Below are 24,640 nucleotides of genomic sequence, written 5' to 3'. Positions count from 1 at the left end.
TTTTTTCTTTTTAGAAAATTCAAAAAAAATGAAAATATTAGTTACAGGAGGATTAGGTTTTATAGGTTCTCATACTGTTGTTGAATTGCAGAAGGAAGGTTTTGAAGTGGTGATTGTAGATAATCTCTCTAATGCGTCTTTAGAGGTATTGGATGGAATTTCAAACATTACGAAAAAAACTCCTGCTTTCGAAAAACTAGACTTGAGAGATAAAAAAGCAGTACAAGATTTTTTCAAACGCCATCAAGATATATCGGGTGTGATCCATTTTGCGGCCAGTAAGGCAGTGGGAGAAAGCGTTGAAAATCCTTTGTTGTATTACGAAAACAATATTAGTGCTTTGGTTTACCTACTTCAGGAGTTACAGCAAAAAACAGAAGCTCATTTTATATTTAGTTCGTCTTGTACGGTGTATGGTCAAGCATCTACAATGCCAATTACCGAAGATGCTCCGGTGCAAAGTGCTATGTCTCCTTATGGAAATACAAAACAAATAGGAGAAGAGATTATTAATGATGTGGCTAAGGTTTCATCGATTAATGCTGTTTTGTTGCGTTATTTCAATCCTATTGGAGCACATCCTTCTGCGGAGATTGGTGAATTGCCTTTGGGAGTACCTCAGAATCTAGTTCCGTTTATTACTCAAACGGCTATAGGATTGAGAAAAGAATTGATGGTTTTTGGAGATGATTATCCTACGGCAGATGGTACAGCTATTCGAGATTATATTCATGTGGTAGATTTGGCTAAAGCGCATGTTGTGGCTTTAAAAAGACTCATAGAAGGAAAGAATATCGAAAAAGTAGAAACTTTCAATATAGGTACCGGAAAAGGAAGCTCTGTTTTAGAGGTGATTGCTGCGTTTGAAAAGGTAACCGGTCAAAAATTACCATATCACATTGTGGGGCGTCGTGAAGGAGATGTGGTGGAAGCTTATGCGAATACAGATAAAGCGAATTCTGTTTTGGGGTGGAAAGCCAATTCCTCTTTAGAAGAAGCGTTGTTAAGCGCCTGGAAATGGGAACAAAAAATTAGAAATAAATAAAAACTAAAAAAACCGAGCTAAGCCCGGTTTTTTTATTGTAAGATCTGTTAAAAATTATTTTTTAACTTCTTCAGTAGCTGGAGCAGCAGCAGCAGTGTCAACAGCAGTAGCAGCAGTATCAACAGCAGTAGCAGCAGAATCTACAGCAACAGCAGCAGTGTCAACAGCAGTTTCTTCAGTTGCAGCAGCTTCATTGTTTTTGCAAGATGTCATTAAAGCAGCTACGAAAGCTAAGCCTAAAATTGCGTTTTTCATTTTCTTGTGTTTTTAGAATTAATAATATTGAATTTCCGCGCAAAAATATGAAAATATATTTCACAAAAAAATTTTTTGTTGAAATAAGTAAGAAAAAAGCGCGTGATGTTAAATTTTGTGTGATTATTTGAGATAATAAATTATTTTTTTGCCTCTTCCTTTGCTTTTTTTGCAGCCTCTTCTAGCTTAGCAGCACTAGCTTCTACCGCATTAGCCGCTTTACTAGTAGCTGAATCTATAGCTTCCTCTGCTTTAGAGGCAGTAGAATCGACAGCTTCTTTTAATTCGGAAGCAACAGCATTGGCGGCTTCGGCAGCTACTTCTTGTGTCTTTTCTTTGCAAGAAGTCAGTAACAAAGTGATAAAAGTCAAACTTAAAATTGTTTTTTTCATGGTTTTTTGGTTTTTAAATGAATGTGAATTTTAAATTTATGAGTTTTTTTTGAAAAAAGGAGGCGTATTGAAAAAAATATGCAAATCTTTTCTACAAAACTAGCTCCGAATACAATTTTTCAAAAGTTTCATCTAAATTATCACTAAAACCAGGGTGTGGTCTTGAGGTTTGAATACTAGAGCTTCGAACTGCGGTAAGCCATCTGAAGCGTTCGGCTATTTCAAATTCGGCAATGGGACCACCTTCTTTTTTTCCTGAGCTTATTTTAGTAAAAGATTCAAGGTTTATTTCTAATTGTTCCACATCGAAGTCAGGACAAAGCAATTGTATTTTTGCTGTAGGTAATTCATGTGCAATTCGTAAATATTTTTTTCGTTTACAAAACAGAATCAGGCCAACGTTGATGAATTCTTCGCGTTCTACTCTAGGTACCACACGAATCACGGCATATTCATATAAGTGTTTTTCGTGCATCTTGAGCTTGTTTTAAAAATAATTCAGCGTTTGTTAATCTAGTAGATAAAAATTGAAAATAAACCTCTTTAATTTCATCTGGTTTCAAACTTCCATCTTCCCATTGCAGCCATTCTTCGGGAATTAAGTTGACGATTTTTCTTAAAACATCCGGATTTAACTTTTGAGTAAATTCGGAATGTACTTCATCCAGTTTTGAGGCTTTTGCCAATAGTACATGGTCTTTAATTAAAGCAAAAGGAGTTTTAGCGCTATTTTCCCAATTATTCCATGAGTGGTGAAAATAAAAAGCTGCACCATGATCGATTAACCAAAGTTCTTTGTGCCAAACTAATAGATTGGTGTTGCGAAATGTTCTGTCTACATTGGTAATAAAAGCATCCAGCCAAACAATTTTGGAAGCAAGTGTAGCTTCGCAATCATTAACAGCAGCGTCGTAAGTTATAGCGCCTGAAAGGTAATGTAATCCCAGATTTAATCCTTGACTGAATTGTAATAGATCTTGAATTTCTTCATCAGCTTCGGTTCTACCAAATGCTTCGTCTAGAGTGGCAAATACTAATTCGGGTACTGGTAAGCCTAGAAATCGGGCAATTTCGCCACCTAATAATTCGGCAATCAGCGCTTTCACTCCGTGCCCTGCACCTCGGAATTTCAGGACATATTTAAAATCGTCGTCTGCTTCAGCGAGAGCCGGTAAGGATCCTCCTTCGCGCAAAGGTAGGATGTAACGCATAACGCTAACGGTTCGTAAACTTTCTGGATTCATCATGATAGAATTCTTCTATGGCAAAGATATTATAAAAAAAACTCCAAGAGAGGGGACTTGGAGTTTCTATGGTTATTGTTTCAATTTATGCAGAAATAGTTTCTACTTCTTTATTGATTTTGTTTACTAAGCCAACGAGTACTTTTCCTGGGCCAACTTCTGTGAAACTTGTAGCGCCATCAGCAATCATTTGGTTAACAGATTGTGTCCATCTAACAGCACCAGTTAATTGTGCAATTAGATTTTTTTTGATTTCAGTAGGATCAGAAACTGCAGCTGCTGTTACATTTTGGTATACCGGACAAGTTGGTTGAGAAAATGTAGTGGCTTCAATGGCAGCGGCTAATTCTTCTCTAGCAGGTTCCATCATAGGAGAGTGAAAAGCGCCTCCTACAGGCAGAATTAAAGCACGTTTCGCACCGGCCTCTTTCATTTTTTCACAAGCTTCTTCAACCGCTTTCAATTCTCCAGAAATTACCAATTGTCCAGGGCAGTTGTAATTTGCAGCCACTACTACACCATCAATGGAAGCACAAATGTCTTCTACGATTTTATCGTCTAAATTTAAAACGGCAGCCATAGTAGAAGGTGTAATTTCGCAAGCCTTTTGCATTGCCAAAGCACGTTGTGAAACTAGTTTTAAACCGTCTTCAAAAGATAAGGCTCCGTTAGCTACTAAAGCAGAAAATTCTCCTAATGAATGACCGGCTACCATATCAGGTTTTATATCTAGAACTTTGGCTAAGATTACTGAGTGAAGAAAAACAGCTGGTTGAGTAACTTTTGTTTCTTTTAACTGTTCTGCAGTTCCTTCAAACATAATATTGGTAATGCGGAAGCCTAAAATCTCATTGGCTTTTTCGAAAAGTTCTTTGGCTATAGCTGAACTTTCGTATAAATCTTTACCCATTCCGGTGAATTGTGCACCTTGTCCAGGGAAAACGTATGCTTTCATTTTATTTGATTTAGTTTAGTGTACAAAAATAGTAATTTTTTTAGAGCAAGTTATGTGTAGTTTTCTGGTGCTCAATTCTTGTGTTTTTTAATGTTGTGTTGTCTTTTTAGATGGGCTTTTTTAGGGTTTCTCTCAAATAGATAACCCTGTATCTTTACAAAGAAAATACAGGGTTATTCGTGAAATAAACTAAACTAAACTTAAACTATTATTGGGGGATTTATTGTTTTAAAAGCTGTAATTCGATTTCTAATTTTACTTCTTCACCTACTAAAACACCACCAGTTTCTAACGCAGAGTTCCAGTTAAGTCCCCAGTCTTTGCGGTTGATTTTTCCGTAGATATTTAAACCTGCTTTAGTGTTACCCCAAGGATCAGTCATTAAACCACTGAATTCTGCAGGAAGTTTTACGAATTTTGTTACGCCTTTGATCGTTAAATCACCTGCAATTTCGTAATTTCCATCTTCAACTTTGCTCAGTGAAGAAGCTTTGAAAGTCAATTTAGGGTAGTTTTCAGCATCAAAAAAATCAGCACTTTTTAGGTGTCCGTCACGATCAGCATTTCTAGTATCTATAGAATTGATGTCTGCAGAGAATTCGATGTTAGCGTTGGTGAAAGTATCATCTTCAGTAGTAACAGATGCTTCGTAAGTGTCAAATTTACCTGAAACGTTTGTAAACATCATGTGTTTTACTTTGAATCCTATTTCTGAGTGTGTTGGGTCGATTACCCATTTAGTTGTTGCCATAATTATTATTTTTAAAATTTTATTTTATTTTGATGAGACAAAGATATTGTAGCCTTGTATCTGACGCTCTTAATCTAGATTAAGAAATTAAAAGTGGTTGTTAATTCATTGGGATTTCCATGAGTAAAACTTCAGCATCACTACTTGCAGTAATGGAAACTTGATTGGTATTCCAGATACCCAAACCGTCTCTCATGTTAAGTTCATGATCGTCGATTTTTACGTCCCCTTTGATTACAAAAACATATAAACCATTTCCTTCTTTTTTGAATTGATAAGGGGTCGAAAAACCAGCATCCAAATTCCCCATATGAAACCAAGCGTCTTGATGGATCCAAGTTCCTTCGTCTTTTGAATCTGGAGAAAGGATTTGTTGTAATCGATTGTGTCTCTCACTTACATTAAGTGTAATCTGATCGTATCGAGGCGAAACATTTCTTTGATTTGGGAATAACCAAATTTGTAAAAGGTTAGTTCTTTTGTCTTGGTTAGGATTAAATTCGCTGTGTAAAATTCCAGTACCTGCACTCATAACTTGTACATCACCGTGTTTGATGGTTTCGGTGTTGCCCATGCTATCTTTGTGAGCCAAATCTCCTTCAAGAGGAATAGTAATAATTTCCATATTGTCATGTGGATGAGTTCCAAAACCCATTCCTGGCGCAATGATATCGTCGTTTAGAACACGTAAGACTCCAAATTGTATTCTGTTAGGATCAAAATAGCTAGCAAAGCTAAAAGTGTGGTGCGCGTCTAACCAGCCATGATTAGCATGACCTCTGGTGTGTGCTTTATGTAAGACTGTATTTGCCATGATGTAGTTGTTTTAAATTTATATTACAAATTTACAACTACAACTTAGCAGAACTGCTTAATCTGGATTAAGAAATAAAAGAAACCTAGGATTGTTTTTTTAGCAAACGGGCTTTCATTTTGCTAAAAAACTCTGGAGTAACTCCAATGTATGAAGCAATCTGTTTTTGTGGTAGGCAATGGATTAAATCTTTATACTTTTTTGTGAATTTATCATAGCGTGCTTCCGCAGTGAAACTCATATTGTCAATCAGTCGCTGTTGGTTAGCCACCAATGAATTTTCGATTAAAATTCTGAAAAAACGCTCTAGTTTAGGGACTTCTTTGTATAGCTTTTCCTGATTTTCTTTCGAAAGTAAAACGACATCGGCATCTTCATTTACTTCGATATATAATTGTCCAGGACGTTGAGATAAATAACTGTACATATCAGCAATCCACCAGCCGGGACAAGCAAAACTTACTACGTGTTCTACTCCGTTCTCATCGATAGTATAACTTCGAAGGATTCCTTTAATGACGAAAAAAGAATGTGTACAAATATCACCTTCTTGCAGTAAAATCTTTTTAGACTTAAAATGCTCAAGAGTTACTAGAGATAAAACACGTTCTTGTTCTTCTTTTGTAAGGGAAACGTGTTTGGCTATATTTTCAAGTAATAAATTCACTAGTTCTTTTTAGGTTTGTTTTTGTTTTCAATTAATTTGAAAGTTGTTGCTTTAAAACGACCTTCAACAATTTCACCTGTTACTTCGGCTTTTCTTACGGTTGTGCAAAATCCATCTTCGGCATGTGCATCTCCATGAGCATCTATGTTGGTGCCATCAACAAAATAAACATTGCCGTCTATTTTAACCGCTAAATCGCATCCATGGCCTTCCATTTTAAATTGACATTGTCCGCAAGAAGCGTCTACGACCTGTGTTTTGGTGTTTGTTTCTTTTTCTTGGGCGAATAAAGGGAGGGAAAAAAGAATGAAGAAAAGACCAATTGTATTTTTCATAAGGACTGATTTAAGAGTAAAGTGTTTTTGAAAAGTTGTCTACGGTATTATTATGTCTTACTTTTTGAAGTTCACATTTTCTATTGGGGCCGCATCTTAATCTTTTTGGACCGCAAGAAATTAAAAATATTCCTGAGACTAAAATAAGTAAAATCCTTTTCATTGCAATGAATTTATAGTAACTAAAAGTAATACTTTTTCCCTTATGGTTGTTGGTTTTTGATGAAGTTTTTGTCGTAACCAGCAAGACAAGCTTATTTGTGATGATAGAAAAACTCTACATCCAAATTTTAAAAGTGTTGTCCGGTTGAAAATAAAAAAAAGCCTCAAGAGAACTCGAGGCCTATGGTAGATTATGTTAACGCAACTTTGATTCTTCGAATAGCTTCCGTTAGTTGTTCTTCGCTAGCCGCATAGGATAGGCGAAGGCAATTAGGGTTTCCAAATGCATCTCCGGTTACGGTTGCTACATTAGCTTCGGCTAAAAGATACATGGAGAAATCTTCGGCATTATTGATAGTAGTTCCTTTTAATGTTTTACCAAAATAATAAGAAACATCTGGGAATACATAAAACGCACCTTCAGGAACATTTAATTTAATTCCAGGGATATCTTTCATTAGACTAATTACTAAATCTCTTCTGTTTTTAAAAGCAGAGACCATATTGTTCAATACACTCGGATCAGCTTCAACAGCAGCAATTGTAGCACGTTGTGCAATCGAGTTAGCTCCGCTCGTTACTTGTCCTTGCATTTTTGTACAAGCTTTAGCAATAAATTCAGGAGCGCCAATATAACCAATTCGCCAACCGGTCATGGCAAATGCTTTGGCTACACCGTTAACAGTAATAGTTCTGTCGAACATGCCTGGTATAGACGCGATGCTGCAGAAGGTTCCTGAAAAGTTGATGTGTTCGTAGATTTCATCAGAAACAATAAAAATGTTTGGATATTTTTCCAAAACCTTCGCTAAAGCGGTTAGCTCTTCTTGGTTGTAAACTGATCCTGAAGGATTACAAGGGGAACTGAACCACATCATCTTTGTTTTAGGTGTGATTGCTGCTTCTAGTTGTTCAGGAGTCATTTTAAAATCACTTTCTACTGAAGTAGGAACTTCAATAGGAATTCCTCCTGAAAGTTTGATGATTTCGTAATAACTCACCCAATATGGCGCCGGAAGAATCACTTCGTCTCCTGGATTGATCATTACTTGAGCAATGTTGTATAGAGATTGCTTGGCTCCTGTAGAAACTACAATATTAGCAGGCGTGTACTCTAAATTATTATCACGTTTGAATTTTTTACAAATGGCTTCTTTCAGTTCTACATATCCGTCTACTGGCGTGTAAGTGCTGTAATTTTCGTCGATCGCTTTTTTTGCAGCTTCTTTAATAAAATCAGGGGTGTTGAAATCGGGTTCTCCTAAACTTAAACTGATTATATCTTTACCTTGAGCTTTTAATTCTCTGGCTTTAGCTGCCATTGCTAGCGTTTGGGAGGTGGATAAATTGTTGATTCTGTCTGAAAGAAAATTCATGATGTTGTTATTTAATATGTGTGTTGTTCTCTTAAAAATTATGTTAGTTGAGGTTGTTTTCCTAAATTTTTAAGATGTGAAAAATGAGAAAGAATTGCTGCTCTAGTGGTTTCAAACTCGTAGTATGGCAGATTACATTCTTTAGCGGTTTGTTTTACAATTTCACCAATTTTTGAATAATGAATGTGACTGATATTCGGGAAAATATGGTGCTCAATTTGATGGTTTAAACCTCCTGTGTAGAAATTCACTAACCAGTTTTTAGGTGCAAAATTAGCTGTGGTGTACAATTGGTGAATGGCCCAAGTGTTTTCTATTTCTCCTTCTTCATTAGGAATAGGATTAATGGTTTCGGTTACCACATGTGCTAATTGGAAAACAACACTAAGGATTAATCCGGCAGTGTAATGCATTACAATGAATCCTAAAATTACTTTCCACCATGTGATTCCCATGATCATAGGGATTACTAACCATATAGAGAAATAGATGATTTTAGTGATGATTAAAGTCGTCCAACGAATAACTGGACTTTTAAATTCACCGTAAGATAAATTTCTTTTCAGGTAACGTTTCATTTGTATAAAATCTGTTGTAAGAGCCCAATTAAAGGTCAATAAGCCATACAAAAAGATAGAATAATAATGTTGAAACTTGTGAAAAGAATACCATTTTGCTTGTTTACTGAATCTTAAAATTCTTCCAGCTTCCAAATCTTCATCATGGCCTAATATGTTGGTATACGTGTGGTGCAATACATTGTGTTGTACTTGCCAGTTGTATACATTACCGGCTAAAATATACATGCTTCCACCCATTAGTTTGTTCACCCAAGATTTAGAAGAATAAGCGCCATGGTTCCCATCGTGCATCACATTCATTCCGACACCTGCCATTCCTATACCAATCACAATATTCAATAATAAATACACCCAAAACGGCATATCCATTGCAATAAGGAAAAAGTAAGGAGTTAGGAAAATCGAAAACATGATAATGGTTTTTACATGTAATTTCCAATTACCTGTTTTTTCAATATTATTTTCTTTAAAGTAATTGTTAACTCGGGTATTTAAAGTTCTAAAGAACTTCATGGAATCATTTCTGGAAAAAGTTGGTCCTGTATTCATGGGAATTTTAATAAAATACAAATGTAATTATTAAAAGACTCAATTGGTAATCATTAACTAAATTTTAATCTGTAAAATGTGTAATTTTGCAAAAAAATAGTTTATGCAAGAAATACTACAGTATTTTCCTGATTTATCCGAAGTGCAAATAGCGCAATTTCAAAAATTGGAAGTTTTATACAAAGATTGGAATGCAAAAATCAATGTAATTTCTCGAAAAGATATCGATGAATTGTATGTAAAGCACGTTTTACATTCGTTAGCCATCGCAAAAATTCAATCGTTTAAACCAGGAGCAACTGTTTTAGATGTTGGGACAGGAGGCGGTTTCCCCGGAATACCGTTAGCTATTCTTTTTCCTGAAACTCGATTTTATTTGATTGATGTTATTGCTAAGAAAATAAAAGTGGTTCAAGCTGTAGCCGAAGCTTTGGGACTTAAAAACGTAAAAGCAGAGCAGATTAGAGCCGAAAATGTAAAAGGTGATTTCGATTTTATTGTAAGCCGAGCGGTGACCAACATGCCTGATTTTGTGTCATGGGTAAAAGATAAAATAAAGAAACAAAGTAAGCACGAACTCAAAAATGGAATATTGTACCTTAAAGGAGGAGATTTAACTGAAGAGTTGAAAGATTTTCCTAAGGCAACTGAATACAACATTGCAGATTTTTTTGCTCCTGATTTTTTTGAAACTAAAAAGGTAGTTCATTTACCTTTAAAATTTAAACCATAAAAAAGAGGCTGTCTAAATGAGACAGCCTCTTTTGTTTATTGTGAGTTAGAATTTATCCCAAGAATGGATATCTGTAATCTGTTGGAGTTACAAACGTTTCTTTGATAGTTCTTACTGAAGCCCAACGCAATAAGTTTTGAGCAGAACCCGCTTTATCATTGGTTCCAGATCCTCTTGCCCCTCCGAATGGTTGCATTCCTACTACAGCGCCAGTTGGCTTATCGTTGATGTAGAAATTTCCTGCTGCATTTTGTAACGCTACAGTAGCTTCTTCAATAGCATAACGGTCTTGACTGAAAACAGCACCTGTTAGAGCATATTCTGAAGTAGAATCCACTAATTGTAAAGTTTCGGTCCATTTTGCATCTTCATACACATAAACCGTTACCACTGGTCCAAATAATTCGGTTTCCATAGTGGTGTATTTTGGATTAGTAGTTAAAATAACCGTTGGCTCTATAAAATACCCTTTCGATTTATCATATTTTCCACCAATAATTACTTCAGCATCAGCATCTTGTTTTGCTTGATCTATGTAACGCGCCAATTTATCGAAAGAACTTTCAGAAATCACAGCAGTGATAAAGTTGCTCATGTCTTCAGGAGATCCCATTTTCATTGAAGCTAAATCAGCCTCTAATTGAGATTTAACAGTTGGCCATAGACTTTGCGGTACGTAAACACGAGAAGCGGCACTACATTTTTGTCCTTGGAATTCGAAGGCACCACGAGAAATACCTGTAGCAACTTGAAAAGGATTAGCAGAAGGATGAGCGATGATAAAATCTTTTCCACCTGTTTCACCTACAATTCTAGGATAGGTTTTGTACTTGCTGATATTGGTTCCGATTTTTGCCCAAATATCATTAAATACGCCTGTAGATCCAGTAAAGTGAACACCAGCAAAATCAGGACTAGCTAATAAAGTTTCTGTCACCATACCTGAATCTCCCATCACCATGTTGATAACACCATCCGGTAGACCAGCTTCTTTGAACACTTGCATGATTACATTTGCAGAATATACTTGTGTTGCTGCCGGTTTCCAAATTACAACATTCCCCATAAGTGCAGCACTTGAAGGTAAGTTTCCTGAAATAGCGGTAAAGTTGAAAGGAGTAATGGCATACACAAATCCTTCAAGCGGACGATATTCTACACGGTTCCACATGCTAGAATCCGATTTCGGTTGATCCGCATAAATCTGAGTCATGAATTCTACGTTATAACGTAAGAAGTCAATTAGTTCACATGCTGAATCTATTTCGGCTTGGTGAATAGTTTTCGATTGCGCGATCATGGTAGCAGCGTTGATTTTTGCTCTGTAAGGTCCAGCAAGCAATTCAGCAGCTTTCAAAAAGATTGCAGCTCTGTTTTCCCAAGAAAGAGCAGCCCATTTTTTACGAGCTTCTAAAGCTGTGTCAATGGTTTTTTGAATTAATTTTTGATCCGCTTGGTGATATACACCTACCACGTGTTGGTGGTCGTGTGGTGCTGACATTTTTTTTGTATCACCCGTTTTAATTTCTTCGTTACCAATGTATAGAGGAACTTCAATTTGAGAATTCCACATTTGTTTATAAGTTGCAGCTACTGCTTCTCTTTCTGGAGAACCCGGGGCATATGATTTCACCGGTTCATTAACTGCTTTAGGTACATTAAAAAATCCTTTTAGCATCTTTATTTTTGTTAATTAGTTAGACTACGCTTTAAAAAGTTAGTTACAAAAGTACGAAGTTTTTTCTATAAGATTAGAGTGAAAAAGAAAGCTTTTCTCAATCGAAATTTTAATCAAATTTGAGGCAAAAAACAATCAGAAAAATCTTTTGTAAATATAGGTGGACGGCGTGTTGTTAAACTAAATTTTTAATTTAATGCAAATGGAGCACTTAATTTAAAAGGAGGGATAATCACCTCGAAAGATTTAGTTGAAGTGAAATTGATCATAGTAAAATAACCTTGCATTGTGCCAAAAGGGGCTCTTAGTAAACAACCAGAACTGTAGGTGTAGATTTCACCAGGTTTTAAAACAGGTTTTTTACCAACTACTCCTTCACCATCTACTGTTTCAAGATCATTTAAAGCATCGAAAATTTCCCAGTGACGTGCCATCAGTTGTACTGAATCTTTACTGTGATTTTCAATAGTGATATGATAACTGAAGGCAAAATGCATGGCGTGATTCTTGAAGTAAGTTCCTTCAAAAGTTGTCATGACAGAAATTTTTATACCTTGTGTAATTTGAGTTACCATACTTTTAAATAGCTGTATCTTTCTACAAAGTTAGAAAAATTATAAAGACGAAAGTTTTATAAAGTTGTTAAATTTTAATTGATAATATTAACGGAAGAAGCTTCTCCTTTGCCAATAACTCTATCGTAACGTTCTCCATTGGCTCGGTAATATACCAAGACATTATAAATGTTTTCGGTTTCAAAATAATTGCCGTCGATGGCGTTTTTCTCGTCTAATTTATTTTGATTGTCCAATAAAGTGTAGCAGTAATTGTTAAATCCTTGTTTAATCAAGATAGCTTTTTCAAAAACACCTTTTTCTTTGTTGTAGTCCATTTTATTATCGTCCGTTAACAGATAATTGTTGAACATTCCGGTAACATAAATGTTTGCTTTTGCAGGATATTCCGGAGCAAAAAGACTAAAATAAACCCATGCATAATCGGCTTCGACTTGGCTATTTTGGGCAATCAGATTTCGATTTATAAATCCACCATTAATGTCTGGAAAAAATGTATATCCTTTGTTTTTTCTGGCAGAGTCAGTATACAAATAAGCACTATATAAACCATTGCTGGCATCTACTCTTAGAATGGTATTGGTAGGTACTCGAATTTCTTTGTTGTCAAAATTTAAGTATTCATTTCCAGCAAAAAATTGTGTTTCGCTGTTATACTTATAAATCAGATCATTTCCAATGTTATACTGTGGTTTGATATCTGCAATACGGTTGTTCCATTTTCCATTCTGAAATAAAACTACTTTAACATTTTGGTTGGGATTTTGGAAAAGAATCTGCTGCGATTTTACTGCGAAATCTACATTTTGTTTTTCCTTAATATCAGAAACATTTCTTGAACGTTTTATTTGTACCGGCACTTCCGTTAGATCCTCGTAGATAATAAATTTCTTTGAAAAAACTACTCCTTTATCGTTGTATACCGAAACAAGGTAATTGCCGCTTTTGATGATTCTGAAAAAATTGTTTGGAAATTGTAATCGGTAATGAGAATACAATTGTAGTGTGTTAAATGAATTCTCGTAATCTTGAACTCTTTGATTGTCAGTTCCCGAAAGGTATTCGGCTTTAGATAATTCTGAGGGTTCCCAATTGTAATTGTGATGAGTGATGGAGAAAAAATAATCTTCCTCATTTCCATATAAATCATCAAAACTCAATTGGAAGGAGTCTCCTAATTTAAAAAAAGGAAATGCATTGGTTCCGTTTTGGGTGAAAGTCACCGTTTTGATATTAAAGGGTGGAGCGGTTTCTTCGACAGCTTGTCCCTTCACTAAAAAAGGGATTAGGAACAGAAAAAACACTATATATTTCTTTGAGATCATCTTATTGAGTGTAAAAAAACGGAATTAAAAAAGGTTGTTTTTTCTCTAAACCTAACATTTTTAAATTTTCGTGTTAAATTTCTTAAAAAAAACTTTATCAAATATACTTTAGTTTATAGTTTTACAAAAATTAAATAAACGATATGAATAACTTTAAAACAATCACCTTAGGGTTTTTATTGTTTTCCGGTTTTGCTTTTGCACAGGAAGTCGATTTGTCACAAGACATTCCTTTTGATGCCTCCGTAAAAACAGGAAAATTAAAAAATGGCTTAACCTATTACATCAAGAAAAATGCCAAACCAGAGAAAAAAGTAGATTTACGTTTGGTAGTAAACGCAGGTTCAATTCTTGAAGATGACGATCAGCAAGGATTGGCTCACTTCATGGAGCACATGTGTTTCAACGGAACTAAAAACTTTCCAAAAAATCAGTTGATTGATTATTTACAAAGTATTGGGGTGAAATTTGGTCAACACTTGAACGCCTATACTAGTTTTGATGAAACGGTTTATTTCTTGCCTATTCCATCGGATAATCCTGAAAAACTAGAAAAAGGGTTCCAAATCTTAGAAGATTGGGCTTTTAATGCAGTTCTGACTCCTGAAGAAATTGACAAAGAAAGAGGGGTAGTTTTAGAAGAGTACCGTTTAGGATTGGGAGCTCAGAAGAGAATGATGGGAAGATTTTTACCTAAGGTAATGCATAATTCTCATTATGCTAACCGTTTGCCTATTGGTCAGAAAGAAATTTTAGAAAAATTCAAACACGAAGCATTAATTCGTTTTTATAAAGATTGGTATCGTCCTAATTTAATGAGCGTGATTGTGGTAGGTGATATCGATGTGGAAGAAATGGAGAAAAAAATTATAAATCATTTTTCCGGTTATTCGAATCCTACTAATGAAAGAGAGAGAAAAATTTATGAGGTACCTAATCACAAAGAAACTTTTGTAGCTATCGAAAGTGATAAAGAAGCCACTTCTACACAAGTACAATTAATGTACAAAGATTTGGATACTCCAAAAGTCATGAAAAAAGTAGCTGATTTTAAAGAATATCTTATCGATAATCTTTTTACCTCAATGATTAATGCTCGTTTTGAAGAGTTAACGAATTCAGCAACGCCGCCATTTACTTATGGATATTCTTACCATGGTTCTACTTGGTCAAGATATAAAGAAGCATTCCAGTCGGTTGCTATGACTCAAGAGGACAAGCAATTACAAGGGTTAAAAGTGTTGGCTACAGAAAATGAAAGAGCTCGTAAGTTTGGTTTTACTTCATCAGAATTAGACCGTGCAAAAACTGAGTTTTTAGCCAATGTAGAAAAAATGTACAACGATAGAAATAAGACGAATTCCGACAGATTTGTGGGAGAATACCAGTCACATTTCTTAGAGAACGAACCGGCTCCTGGCATCGAGTGGACCTATCAGACGGTTAAAAAAGTATTGCCTACGATTACATTAGAAGAGGTAAATGCTTTTATGAAAGATTTTATTAAAGAAGAAAACCGAGTTATTCTTCTTACCGGTCCGGAAAAAGAAGGATTGAAAAAACCTACAGAAGCTGAAGTGTTAGAAGCAATTAAAGTTGATGCTAACATTAAAGCCTATGAAGATAAAGTAGTAGCAAAAGGACTCTTAAAAACGATTCCAACTCCAGGAAAAGTAGCCAAAAAAGAGCGAAATGAGAAGTTAGGTGCAACTACATTAATCTTGTCTAATGGAGCAAAGGTTACTTTCAAGAAAACCGATTTTAAAAATGATGAAATTGTTTTTGAAGCATTGAGTTTTGGTGGTAGTAACTTGTATTCTGATGCAGATTTCAAAAAAGTACAATTTGCTAATGGCGCATTAACGGAAGCAGGATTTTCTGGATTAAAATTGAATGACATTAATAAATTCATGACAGGTAAAATGGCATCTGTAAATCCTTATATTAGCAATGCCTCTGAAGGATTAAGAGGAAGTGCTACGCCAAAAGATTTAGAGTATTTGTTCCAAATGACACATGCTTATTTTACCGCATTAAACTTTGATCAGGAATCTTTTGAAGCTTTCAAACAGAAACAGACCTCTTTCTATAAAAATTTAACATCGCAACCTGCCTTTTATTTTCAACAAGAACTACAATCGTTCTTAGCTAAAGAAAATCCTAGATTTAACGGTATTATTCCAACTGAAAAAACTTGGTCTGAAACCGATTACAAACTAGCTTATGACAAATTCAAAGAGCGTTTTGCTAATGCAGGTGATTTTGAATTTTTCTTCGTAGGTAATGTTGATGAAAAAGTAATGGAAGAACTTGCAGTTAAATACATTGCTTCATTACCATCGCAATCAAAAAAAGAAACATTTAAAGATTTAGGTTATAGAAGTATTAAAGGATCACACAAAAAAGTTGTTAATAAAGGTAAAGATCCAAAAAGTACTGTAAATATTTTGTTTTACGGTGATGCAACGTATTCTCCTAAAGAAGCATTGGCTCTTCAAGCGGCCGGTGAAGTGTTGACGATTAAATTGATTGAGCAGCTTCGTGAAAATGAGAGTGGAGTTTATGGTGTTGGTGCTAGAGGAAGTATGAATAAAGTGCCTTACGGTTCGTATAATTTCAGTATTTCTTTCCCTTGTGGTCCAGAAAATGCAGAAAAGTTGACGGCTTCTGCCTTAGCGGAATTACAAAAACTAATTGATAACGGTCCTGAAGAAAAAGATTTAGTGAAATTTAAAGAAGGAGAGATCCTTGACTTTAAGAAAGAATCTAAAGAAAACAAATTCTGGTTAAGTAACTTTACAAGAGCTTATATGAATAATGCAAAAGCAGAAGAAGTGTTAGCTTTTGAAGCTAAGGTGAATGCTTTAACAGCAAAAGAGATTCAAGAAGTTGCTAAAAAATATTTAACTAAGGATAAGATTATTGCAATGTTGATGCCTGAAGAAGGGTCAAAATAGTAAAGTTAAATTCATAAAAAAAACTCCTGAGAAATCAGGAGTTTTTTTGTGGTTTATTTGTAACAAACCGGTATAATTTCACCCGGAGCCAAACAATATTTTGTAACTAATTCTGCCGAGATTTTACGTGTATAATCTTCTTCTACAACTCTAAATCCTATGCTTCTTAATTTGTCAAAATAATCTCTTCCGTAAACTCGAACGTGATCATATTGACCAAAAATTTTGGCGCGTTCTTTAGGATCGGTAATACTGTCATCTGTAAAGGTAGTAGCTCGGTTTAAATCTTGCGGAATTTGGAAAATACCCCAACCACCCGGTTTTAAAACACGATACAATTCTTGCATTGCTTTGGTGTCATCAGGAATATGCTCTAAAACATGATTGCACAATATGATGTCATACGAATTGTCTTCAAAAGGCAAATTACATATATCTGCTTTTACATCCGCTAAAGGAGACAGTAAATCGGTAGTTGTATACTCGAGATTTGTTTGTTTCTTAAAACGTTTGTAAAATTCTTGTTCTGGAGCAAAATGAAGGACTTTCTTTTTTGTTGATGAGGTAAAAAAGTCGGTTTCATTTTGAAGGTACAACCAAAGCAGACGGTGTCTCTCCAAGGATAGTGTGCTTGGGGATAAAACATTGTTTCTTTGGTTTCCGTAACCATAAGGTAAAAACATCCGAAAACTTTTCCCGTCAATAGGATCTGTAAATCGGTTCCCTTTTAAGACAATAGCTAATATGGGACGAACCACAATACTCAAACGAATCAGTATTGGACGCGGTATGGTATTTAATACGAATTTAAACAATGACTTCATTACAGTACTAAAGGTTGTTTTCTAAATTCATCCTCTTCGTTAGAAGTAATGCCTAAAGCTTTATAAATATATGCGAACGTCGATAACAATTCTGGCTTTCCGTCTATGATTGCTACATCATGCTCAAAGTGCGCCGAAGGTTTTCCGTCGGCAGTGGTGATAGTCCAGCCATCTTTATGTTGCTTGATATTTTTAGTACCCAAATTAATCATAGGTTCTATAGCCACAACCATTCCTTCCTGAAGTAATTTGCCTCGGCCTCTTTTTCCGTAATTAGGCATTTCTGGTGCTTCATGCATTTTGGTTCCGATTCCGTGTCCAACTAGTTCACGTACTACTCCGTAACCATGTCCTTCACAGTATTTTTGAATAGCATATCCTACATCTTCTGTGCGGTTTCCGGCTTTTAATTCTCGGATTCCCACATATAAGGATTCTTTGGTAACTTTTAGAAGTTTTTTAGTAGCTTCGTTTACTTCTCCTACTTCAAACGTGTAGGCATGGTCTCCGTAGTAACCATTTTTAAGAGCTCCACAATCTACAGAAATAATATCTCCACTTTCTAATGGTTTATCATTAGGTATTCCATGAACTACTTGAGAATTAGGACTCATGCACAGAGAATTAGGAAAGCCATACATTCCTAAAAAAGCAGGTTCAGCACCGTGGTCTCTTATGAATTCTTCTGCTAATTTGTCTAAATATAAGGTAGTTACGCCTGGTTTTACTTCTGAAGCAAGCATTCCTAATGTTTTAGAAACAACCAACGCGCTTTCACGCATTAATTCAATTTCTTCTCTTGTTTTAATTATAATCATAACCGAAATTTCTGCTGCAAAAGTACGAAAAATGTTGAATCAAAATAAAACTCCCGTTTCAGGAGAAACAGGAGCGTTGTATTATTCAGGATTTGCAATTGTTTTAAAGAGTTCGGCATGGGAAAGATAAAATCGATTATCTATGTTTATGCGAGAAAGTTTGGCGCTAACCAAATTATTCTCACGGGTATTAATTAAAAAAAGTGAACTTTCCCCAGCGCCAAATAATCGCTCTTCGGCTTGTACTAGCTTTTCATTGTCATTGACTAAGCTTGTTATGATGCCCTTTTGCTTCGAAATAGTTTGGATTTCATTTTGTTGGGCTGTAACTTTATTTTTCAATTGTTTTTTTTCTAGCTCTAAAGTCAGCTCTTGAACTTTTATTTTTTGTTGTGCTAATTTCAAAGCGCCCCGTTCTTTTCTTAAGAAAATGGGGAAATACGCATTGATGCCAAATTTATAATCTTCAAACCGATAATTTGAAAAAGCATCCGGTTCTGAAATATAGGAATACCCCACATCAAGCTTAGGTAGTAGCATATTGGCTTTTAATTTTCGATCAATATTTAGCATTTCAATTTTAGTTTCTAGCGCATTTATTTTTGGGTGTGTTGCGACAGAAAATGTTTCAGTTTGTAAGATATTGGTTTTCAGTGTCAACCCTATGGATTGCTCTAAATTTTCTTCTGGAATTAAATTGTCTTCCAATTCTAGCGGTAAATTATCATTCGTCCACAAAAAATTAGAAAGTTCTAATTTAGCTTTCAGTAATTTAAAGCGCGATTCTTCCAAGCTGAGTTGCCTGTTTTTCAATGTAATTCCTGCTTCAATACTGTCAATAGCGGGTTTGTCTCCTTGTTCAATTAAGGTTTGAATTCCCTTTAAACGGATGGAAGCATTGGCAACATAATTTTCATACAAACGTACTTCCTCATAGTTTTTTTTCCAATTAAAATAAGCTATGGAAGCATCATACATAATTTGCACCGCTTGTAATCTTCGTTCGGCTTGACTCAACTTAATTTGTGATTTTGCTTTTCTAAGATCGGCCATACGTTGGTTGATCACTAATCCTTGTAAAACAGGAATTGATATGCCTACAGCTGTTAGTCCATTAGAAGGGACCGTGTTTTGCGGATTTAAATAATAGCCTTCGTTATTTTCAAAAGCAGCTTTTAATTCGATTCCATACCAAGTAGGAATCTTAAAACTTCCATTAAATACTGAAAAATATTCTTTGTTCTGATATTCTTTTTTGCTAAAATCGGCTTCAATTTTTGGATCGAAAGCACCTCTGGCTTGTAATAAATTGGCTTGCGCTTGACTTATTTCTAAGTCGGCCATTTTGGCAATAGGGTGGAATCGTTTAACAAAACCCAAATATTCTGCATAGGTAAATTCATTATTTTGTGCCTCTAAATTGAAACTGAAAAAGCACAGTAGAATAACCATTTTGAATAGGTTGTTATTTTTTCTCCTTTGTAGCATTTTTCTCTGTTTTTGATTGATAATAATTAGGAGGGAAACCATTTAAGGTTCGCCATATTTCATACCAAATAGGAACATTTTCTAATAAGGCTATGGTTTGTGCTCCTGAACCAATACTTAATTGTTTTGGCCAATTTTCTTCCTTTTCATCTGGGGCAATTAAAACACGATACTTACCATTGTCGCTAATGAAATTTTCAATGGCTACAATTTTACCACCATACGTTCCGTAAGATAAGCCTGGCCAGCCTGAAAAAACGATTGTTGGCCATCCATCAAACCAAACACGAACGCGTTCCCCTTTTTGAATCAACGGGAAATCCATGGGAGATACATAAGTTTCAACGGCCAATTGATATTTTGAAGGCATAATGCTTACAATGGCGGTTCCTTCCTTAATGTTTTCTCCAATACCAGATTGCAGTGCACGGTTCACATAGCCATCTTGAGGCGCCGTGATATAATACATCCCATTCCTAATTTTGTAATTAGTGTATTGATTTTTTAGTTTATTTACTTGTGCTTCTGTATCATATTGGCTACTCAAGGCTGTAAATTGATCACTGCGAGCTTTTGATACTTTTTCTGTATATTCAGCATTAATTCGGTTCAGTTCAACTTTGGAATTAATTAATTCGTTTTTACTGGCTAATAATTTATTTTCTTGTGTAATGATTTTAGCCTCCACTTCTTGTAGTTTTAATCTTTTTTCTTCTACGTCTGTAAGCGGTTTTAACCCTTCCTTATTTAATTGAACCGTACGATTAAACTGTGTTTTTGCAATTTTTAATTGGGTTTCAACGGCAGCTAAATCCATACTATCGCTCGTAATTTTTAAGTACGATTGTTTTACTTTGTTTTTAGCTTGTTCAAATTTCAGTCTACGTTCCCTTTCAATAGCGCCAATTTGTTCTGATAATGAATTTACTTTTCCGCCATAAGATTCTACCGATTGTTGTTTGGCAGTAAGTTGTGCCTTTGTATTTTCTACTAGATTTGGATCTAGATAATCCTCTTTGATCTCGGAAATAAATAAAATGGTATCTCCCTTTTTCACAAAATCACCTTCACGAACATACCATTTCTCTATTCTTCCGGAAATTAATGATTGAATGGTTTGTGGTCTTTGATTAGGCATTAATGTAGTTACATTGCCTTGACCAGTAATATTTTGTGTCCAAGGTAAAAATAGAAACAACACAACAACAATTAAAAAGCCAATAAGTATTTTGTTCAAAACTTTGTAATGAGGTCTAGAGACGAGAGATTGAATCGTTGAGTATTGCTCTAAACGAGTGTAATTGGGTTTGTTATTTTTAGATAAGTTTAGCATAGCTTTATATTTTTGAGTCTGAACTTATTTTTCCGTGTTCCATCATAATAACGCGTGTGCCTGGTTTTTTCCATTTTGGGTTTTTAGAGGCAACCACTAAGGTCCAATGGCGTTTTGAGTCGGTTAAATATTCAATAATTTTAGTAGAAGTTTCTTCGTCCATCTTATCGGTTGGGTTTTCTAAGAATAGAATTCTAGGTTTACTAATAATACATCTTGCCAGTAGTATTTTTTGAGCATTGGAAGAAGAGAGTTGTTTGCCTTCCGGATGAATTTTGGTATCCAGTCCTTCCGGTAAAGTTTTAATAAATGAAGTCAAAAGCACAGCATCTAATGCGGTTTTAATTTCTTCATTACTTACCGTTTGTCCAAAAGTTAAATTTTGAAAAATGCTCCCTTCAAATAAAGTTTCACCTTGAGTTAAGCAGGCAATATGGGCTCTGTATTGCGCTAAATTGATTTTTCTGAAGGTGTCGTCATTGATATACAAAGCACCATAAGTGGGTTGAATAATTCCGGCTAAAAGTCGAATCAAAGTAGTTTTTCCCGAACCATTATCTCCATCAATACATATTTTTTCTCCTTGTTCGATAGTTATATTAATGTTTTCCAATACATTTTCATTCGAGTCAGGGAAATGAAAACGAATGTTATCTGCTTCTAATGAAATGGAATTGTAACAGTCGTTTTGACTGATATAGGTCTCTTTTTCAATTTCCAGGTCTGTAATTTGACCTATTTTTTCTATTGAAGTCAATACATCATAAAACGTTTCTAAACCCAATATGATTTTTTCAACAGAATTTATTACTAATAAGATGATGATTTCAGCCGCCACAAATTGTCCAATATTCATCTGCTCATTTAGAACCAAAAATCCGCCTATTAATAGCAAGCTAGCGGTTATAATTACTTTGAATGAGATTAATTGGATGAATTGTTTTCTGATTATACCAAAGTGTTTTTCCCTGTAATTTAAATAATCTTGTACCAAATGATCTGTTTTGCCTAAAGCAAATTCATGATGGTTCTCTCTTTTGAAACTATTTGAATTTCGGGCCAATTCCTGCAACCAACTAGCTACTTTATATTTATATTTCGACTCTTTTAAACTGCTTTGTAATCCTGGAGTGTACGAAAATTTAAAGATGAAGTACAATAAAAACATCAGTAAAATCCCAAAAACAATAAAAAATGGATGATATAAGGAGAGTAGAATTAATCCGAAGGTAATTTGTAATACGGCTGCAGAAAAATCGATTAATAATTTTGAAGTTCCTTTTTGAATGGAAAGAGTGTCAAAAAAGCGATTGGCAAGCTCAGGAGTATATTTACCATAGATTTCTTCGAATTTGAATTTTGGAATGCGATACGCAAATTCAAAAGAAGATCTAATAAAAATTTTTTGTTGAAGATTTTCAGTAATTCGCAATTGCATTAATGATAATATGCCTACAAAGACTACTCCAAGGACTACTAAAAATATTAAAATTATCCAGGAGACACTGATTCTGCCGGCTTGTATAAAATTGATAATGGCTTGTATTCCTAAAGGCAAAGACAGACTTACTATACCGGCAAAAACAGCATAGAATAGGATCTGAATCACATCTTTTCGATCTAATCGCAATAGATTTATGAATCTTTTTAACGGTGTCATGATTTATTTTTTTAAAAGATTTTCGATTAAATGGATATAAAAATCAGAGGGACTAGTTTCCTCATTGCAGTTGGTGATTGTTTTTAAATGATCTTTTAAAAAATGCTGATGCAATGCTCCTTCTACAATACCGGATATTAAGCTTTTGCTGAAAGGATAATCGGGATTTATATCTTCGACCATCGCTATGATCCTATTGATAACTCTTTTGTAAATCAGGAAATAACCTTCTTTGTTTTCATGATCCACTTCTTTGGTTTGTAGCGTTTTGGTGAATTCTTTAATGATGATTTTATTCAGAACAGCTTCGTTGATATAGCTTGTGGTTTCATCATCTTCAACTTTTTCGGTTACTATCGTAATTGCTTTTTTTAACCTTGTCATTTTGTTTTCAATATTGGTTGTGGCAAAAACTAATTTGTATTCAATCCAGCTCCAGTACCAACTGGATAAGTAAACCAATAGTTTATGTTTGTTTTCAAAATAACGGTAAATAGAACTCTCGTTAGAACCTATTCGGAGACCTAATTTCTTGAAGTTAAACTCCTCAAAACCTATTTCATCTAATAGCAAAATACTTTCTTTAAGAATTCTTTTCCCTAAATCGGAAGTTTCAGGGTCTTTTACGTAAACTTTACTACTGATATTGAATTTTAAATTCGAGATAAATATATTCATTATGATAGTATTTTATACAAAACTAATAGTATTGCTTTTAAAAATAATCTTTTTAACATTTATTTAATGACGTGTAATACACAAGAGGAACCCCTATTTTAGAGAAAATGTTTTATAAATTTGTTTAAAGACTAATTATGGGGAAATATGTAACGGCGGCGGAAGCTGTCAAAGTAGTTAAATCTGGCGATAGGGTATACGTTCAGGCTGCTTCAGCAGCACCGTCGATTTTAACTAAAGCTTTAACAGATAGGGCTTCAGAATTGAAAAATGTAGAAATATGTCATTTGCATACCGAAGGAGAGGCTCCTTATGCAAATCCGGAATTGGCCGAAAGTTTTCATGTCAACTCTTTTTTTATTGGCGCAAATGTTCGGCATACGTTATTAGCGGGTAACGGATCTTATACTCCTGTTTTTTTGAGTGAATTACCTTTGTTATTTCGCAACAAAGTGGTTCCCTTAGATGTGGTTTTTATTCATGTTTCTCCTCCCGATAATCATGGGTATTGTTCTCTTGGAATATCTGTAGAGGCCACTTTGGCAGCTATAGAAAATGCCAAAATTGTGGTGGCTCAAGTAAATCCCAGAATGCCCAGAACTTTTGGTGATGGTATTTTACATGTTTCGGAGATTAATTATCTGGTAGAAGTAGACATGCCTATACCGACGCATGGAAAAGGAGGAATATCTCCCGAAGAAGAAAAAATAGGGGATTTAGTAGCGAGTTTAATAGAAGATCGAAGTACTCTTCAAATGGGGATTGGTTCTATACCCAATGCGGTTTTAGAAAAACTGAAGAACCACAAAGATTTGGGATTGCATACCGAAATGTTTAGTGATGGGGTAATCGATTTGATTGAACGTAACGTGATTAACTGTAATTATAAAGGAGTCGAGCGCGGAAGGACATTGGCTACTTTTTTAGTGGGATCGCAGCGACTATATGATTTTGTGGATAATAATCCGTTTATTGAAATGAAAGAATCTTCGTATGTTAATGATACAGCAATTATTCGTCAAAATCCAAAGATGGTAGCTATCAATTCTGCTATTGAGGTTGATTTAACAGGGCAGGTTTGTGCCGATTCGATAGGTTCAAGAATGTATTCTGGTGTCGGAGGGCAAATGGATTTTATTCGAGGTGCTTCTTTGAGCGAAGGAGGGAAGGCTATTATTGCACTGCCTTCGATTACTAAAAAAGGTGAAAGTCGCATTGTTCCGTTCTTAAAACGTGGTGCAGGAGTGGTGACTACGAGGGCTCATGTGCATTATGTGATAACCGAAAATGGGATTGCGAATTTATACGGTAAAACTTTAAAACAACGCGCTGCAGAAATGATTAAAATTGCACATCCTGATCATCAAGAACAAATAGATAAAGAATATTTCGATTACTTTAAAACTATATAATAAAAGCTCCAAATGGAGCTTTTATTTATTTTT

Annotated in this window: 24 protein-coding genes; 4 read left to right on the top strand and 20 right to left on the bottom strand. The window is 34.9% G+C overall.

Annotated elements, in window-relative coordinates; translation table 11 throughout:
* Positions 1-28: 28 nt before the first annotated feature.
* The gene (gene galE, locus NAT50_RS01640; RefSeq protein WP_250590831.1) at positions 29-1,045 is read left to right on the top strand and encodes a UDP-glucose 4-epimerase GalE; all 1,017 of its coding nucleotides are present in this window, start codon (positions 29-31) and stop codon (positions 1,043-1,045) included.
* A gap of 54 nt (positions 1,046-1,099) precedes the next feature.
* Here the strand turns inward: galE and NAT50_RS01635 are convergent, their stop codons facing one another.
* The 11 genes from NAT50_RS01635 to NAT50_RS01585 all read right to left on the bottom strand — a co-directional run bounded on the left by NAT50_RS01635 (position 1,100) and on the right by NAT50_RS01585 (position 9,126).
* Complete coding sequence (locus NAT50_RS01635) at positions 1,100-1,300, bottom strand: hypothetical protein (RefSeq protein ID WP_250590829.1); 201 nt, start codon at positions 1,298-1,300, stop codon at positions 1,100-1,102.
* 140 nt (positions 1,301-1,440) lie between these two features.
* Positions 1,441-1,692, bottom strand: a complete 252-nt coding sequence (locus NAT50_RS01630) for a hypothetical protein (protein WP_250590827.1) — start codon at positions 1,690-1,692, stop codon at positions 1,441-1,443.
* Positions 1,693-1,783: 91 nt separating this feature from the next.
* Positions 1,784-2,167, bottom strand: coding sequence for a DUF3037 domain-containing protein (locus NAT50_RS01625; RefSeq protein WP_250590825.1), 384 nt, complete (start codon positions 2,165-2,167; stop codon positions 1,784-1,786).
* On the bottom strand, positions 2,145-2,939 hold the full coding sequence (locus NAT50_RS01620) for a HipA family kinase (protein WP_250590823.1): 795 nt from the start codon (positions 2,937-2,939) through the stop codon (positions 2,145-2,147). The genes NAT50_RS01625 and NAT50_RS01620 overlap by 23 nt, the downstream gene beginning before the upstream one ends.
* 82 nt (positions 2,940-3,021) lie before the next feature.
* Entirely contained in the window at positions 3,022-3,891 is an 870-nt protein-coding gene (gene fabD, locus NAT50_RS01615) for an ACP S-malonyltransferase (RefSeq protein ID WP_250590821.1), read from the bottom strand.
* 220 nt (positions 3,892-4,111) lie between these two features.
* Positions 4,112-4,642: a YceI family protein gene (locus NAT50_RS01610; RefSeq protein ID WP_250590819.1), complete on the bottom strand. Its 531-nt coding sequence runs from the start codon at positions 4,640-4,642 to the stop codon at positions 4,112-4,114.
* A gap of 100 nt (positions 4,643-4,742) precedes the next feature.
* Entirely contained in the window at positions 4,743-5,456 is a 714-nt protein-coding gene (locus tag NAT50_RS01605; protein ID WP_250590817.1) for a pirin family protein, read from the bottom strand.
* Between the two features lie 85 nt (positions 5,457-5,541).
* Entirely contained in the window at positions 5,542-6,123 is a 582-nt protein-coding gene (locus tag NAT50_RS01600) for a Crp/Fnr family transcriptional regulator (RefSeq protein WP_250590815.1), read from the bottom strand.
* On the bottom strand, positions 6,123-6,458 hold the full coding sequence (locus tag NAT50_RS01595; protein ID WP_250590813.1) for a DUF6370 family protein: 336 nt from the start codon (positions 6,456-6,458) through the stop codon (positions 6,123-6,125). The genes NAT50_RS01600 and NAT50_RS01595 overlap by 1 nt, the downstream gene beginning before the upstream one ends.
* A gap of 353 nt (positions 6,459-6,811) precedes the next feature.
* The gene (locus NAT50_RS01590; protein WP_250590811.1) at positions 6,812-7,996 is read right to left on the bottom strand and encodes a pyridoxal phosphate-dependent aminotransferase; all 1,185 of its coding nucleotides are present in this window, start codon (positions 7,994-7,996) and stop codon (positions 6,812-6,814) included.
* A 38-nt stretch (positions 7,997-8,034) separates the two neighbouring features.
* The gene (locus NAT50_RS01585; protein ID WP_250590809.1) at positions 8,035-9,126 is read right to left on the bottom strand and encodes a fatty acid desaturase family protein; all 1,092 of its coding nucleotides are present in this window, start codon (positions 9,124-9,126) and stop codon (positions 8,035-8,037) included.
* Positions 9,127-9,229: 103 nt separating this feature from the next.
* Between NAT50_RS01585 and rsmG the strand changes: the two genes are divergently transcribed.
* Entirely contained in the window at positions 9,230-9,859 is a 630-nt protein-coding gene (gene rsmG, locus NAT50_RS01580) for a 16S rRNA (guanine(527)-N(7))-methyltransferase RsmG (protein ID WP_250590807.1), read from the top strand.
* 52 nt (positions 9,860-9,911) lie between these two features.
* On the opposite strand, the gene pruA is transcribed toward rsmG, so the two are convergent.
* The 3 genes from pruA to NAT50_RS01565 all read right to left on the bottom strand — a co-directional run bounded on the left by pruA (position 9,912) and on the right by NAT50_RS01565 (position 13,437).
* Positions 9,912-11,537 (bottom strand): L-glutamate gamma-semialdehyde dehydrogenase, encoded by a 1,626-nt coding sequence (pruA, locus tag NAT50_RS01575; protein WP_250590805.1) that lies wholly within the window; start codon positions 11,535-11,537, stop codon positions 9,912-9,914.
* Between the two features lie 188 nt (positions 11,538-11,725).
* Positions 11,726-12,112, bottom strand: a complete 387-nt coding sequence (apaG, locus tag NAT50_RS01570) for a Co2+/Mg2+ efflux protein ApaG (RefSeq protein ID WP_250590803.1) — start codon at positions 12,110-12,112, stop codon at positions 11,726-11,728.
* Between the two features lie 74 nt (positions 12,113-12,186).
* On the bottom strand, positions 12,187-13,437 hold the full coding sequence (locus NAT50_RS01565; protein ID WP_250590801.1) for a type IX secretion system plug protein: 1,251 nt from the start codon (positions 13,435-13,437) through the stop codon (positions 12,187-12,189).
* Positions 13,438-13,580: 143 nt separating this feature from the next.
* Between NAT50_RS01565 and NAT50_RS01560 the strand changes: the two genes are divergently transcribed.
* Positions 13,581-16,394, top strand: a complete 2,814-nt coding sequence (locus NAT50_RS01560; RefSeq protein WP_250590799.1) for a M16 family metallopeptidase — start codon at positions 13,581-13,583, stop codon at positions 16,392-16,394.
* Between the two features lie 53 nt (positions 16,395-16,447).
* Here NAT50_RS01560 and NAT50_RS01555 read toward each other — a convergent pair whose 3' ends face one another.
* From NAT50_RS01555 to NAT50_RS01530, 6 genes are all read right to left on the bottom strand, one after another.
* Positions 16,448-17,218 (bottom strand): class I SAM-dependent methyltransferase, encoded by a 771-nt coding sequence (locus NAT50_RS01555; RefSeq protein ID WP_250590797.1) that lies wholly within the window; start codon positions 17,216-17,218, stop codon positions 16,448-16,450.
* Positions 17,218-18,036 (bottom strand): type I methionyl aminopeptidase, encoded by an 819-nt coding sequence (map, locus tag NAT50_RS01550; protein WP_250590795.1) that lies wholly within the window; start codon positions 18,034-18,036, stop codon positions 17,218-17,220. Before map ends, NAT50_RS01555 begins: the two co-directional genes overlap by 1 nt.
* Before the next feature lie 81 nt (positions 18,037-18,117).
* On the bottom strand, positions 18,118-19,524 hold the full coding sequence (locus tag NAT50_RS01545; RefSeq protein WP_250590793.1) for a TolC family protein: 1,407 nt from the start codon (positions 19,522-19,524) through the stop codon (positions 18,118-18,120).
* The gene (locus NAT50_RS01540) at positions 19,502-20,857 is read right to left on the bottom strand and encodes an HlyD family secretion protein (RefSeq protein WP_250590791.1); all 1,356 of its coding nucleotides are present in this window, start codon (positions 20,855-20,857) and stop codon (positions 19,502-19,504) included. Before NAT50_RS01540 ends, NAT50_RS01545 begins: the two co-directional genes overlap by 23 nt.
* Before the next feature lie 4 nt (positions 20,858-20,861).
* Entirely contained in the window at positions 20,862-22,517 is a 1,656-nt protein-coding gene (locus NAT50_RS01535; protein WP_250590789.1) for a peptidase domain-containing ABC transporter, read from the bottom strand.
* 3 nt (positions 22,518-22,520) lie between these two features.
* Entirely contained in the window at positions 22,521-23,195 is a 675-nt protein-coding gene (locus NAT50_RS01530) for a TetR/AcrR family transcriptional regulator (RefSeq protein ID WP_250590787.1), read from the bottom strand.
* A gap of 137 nt (positions 23,196-23,332) precedes the next feature.
* On the opposite strand from NAT50_RS01530, the gene NAT50_RS01525 reads away from it, so the two are divergent.
* Complete coding sequence (locus tag NAT50_RS01525) at positions 23,333-24,607, top strand: acetyl-CoA hydrolase/transferase family protein (RefSeq protein WP_250590785.1); 1,275 nt, start codon at positions 23,333-23,335, stop codon at positions 24,605-24,607.
* The last annotated feature ends 33 nt before the right edge of the window (positions 24,608-24,640 follow it).

It is taken from the genome of Flavobacterium luminosum, from assembly GCF_023635005.1.
Taxonomy (GTDB): domain Bacteria; phylum Bacteroidota; class Bacteroidia; order Flavobacteriales; family Flavobacteriaceae; genus Flavobacterium; species Flavobacterium luminosum.
This window is presented reverse-complemented; position numbering and strand designations above follow the sequence as displayed.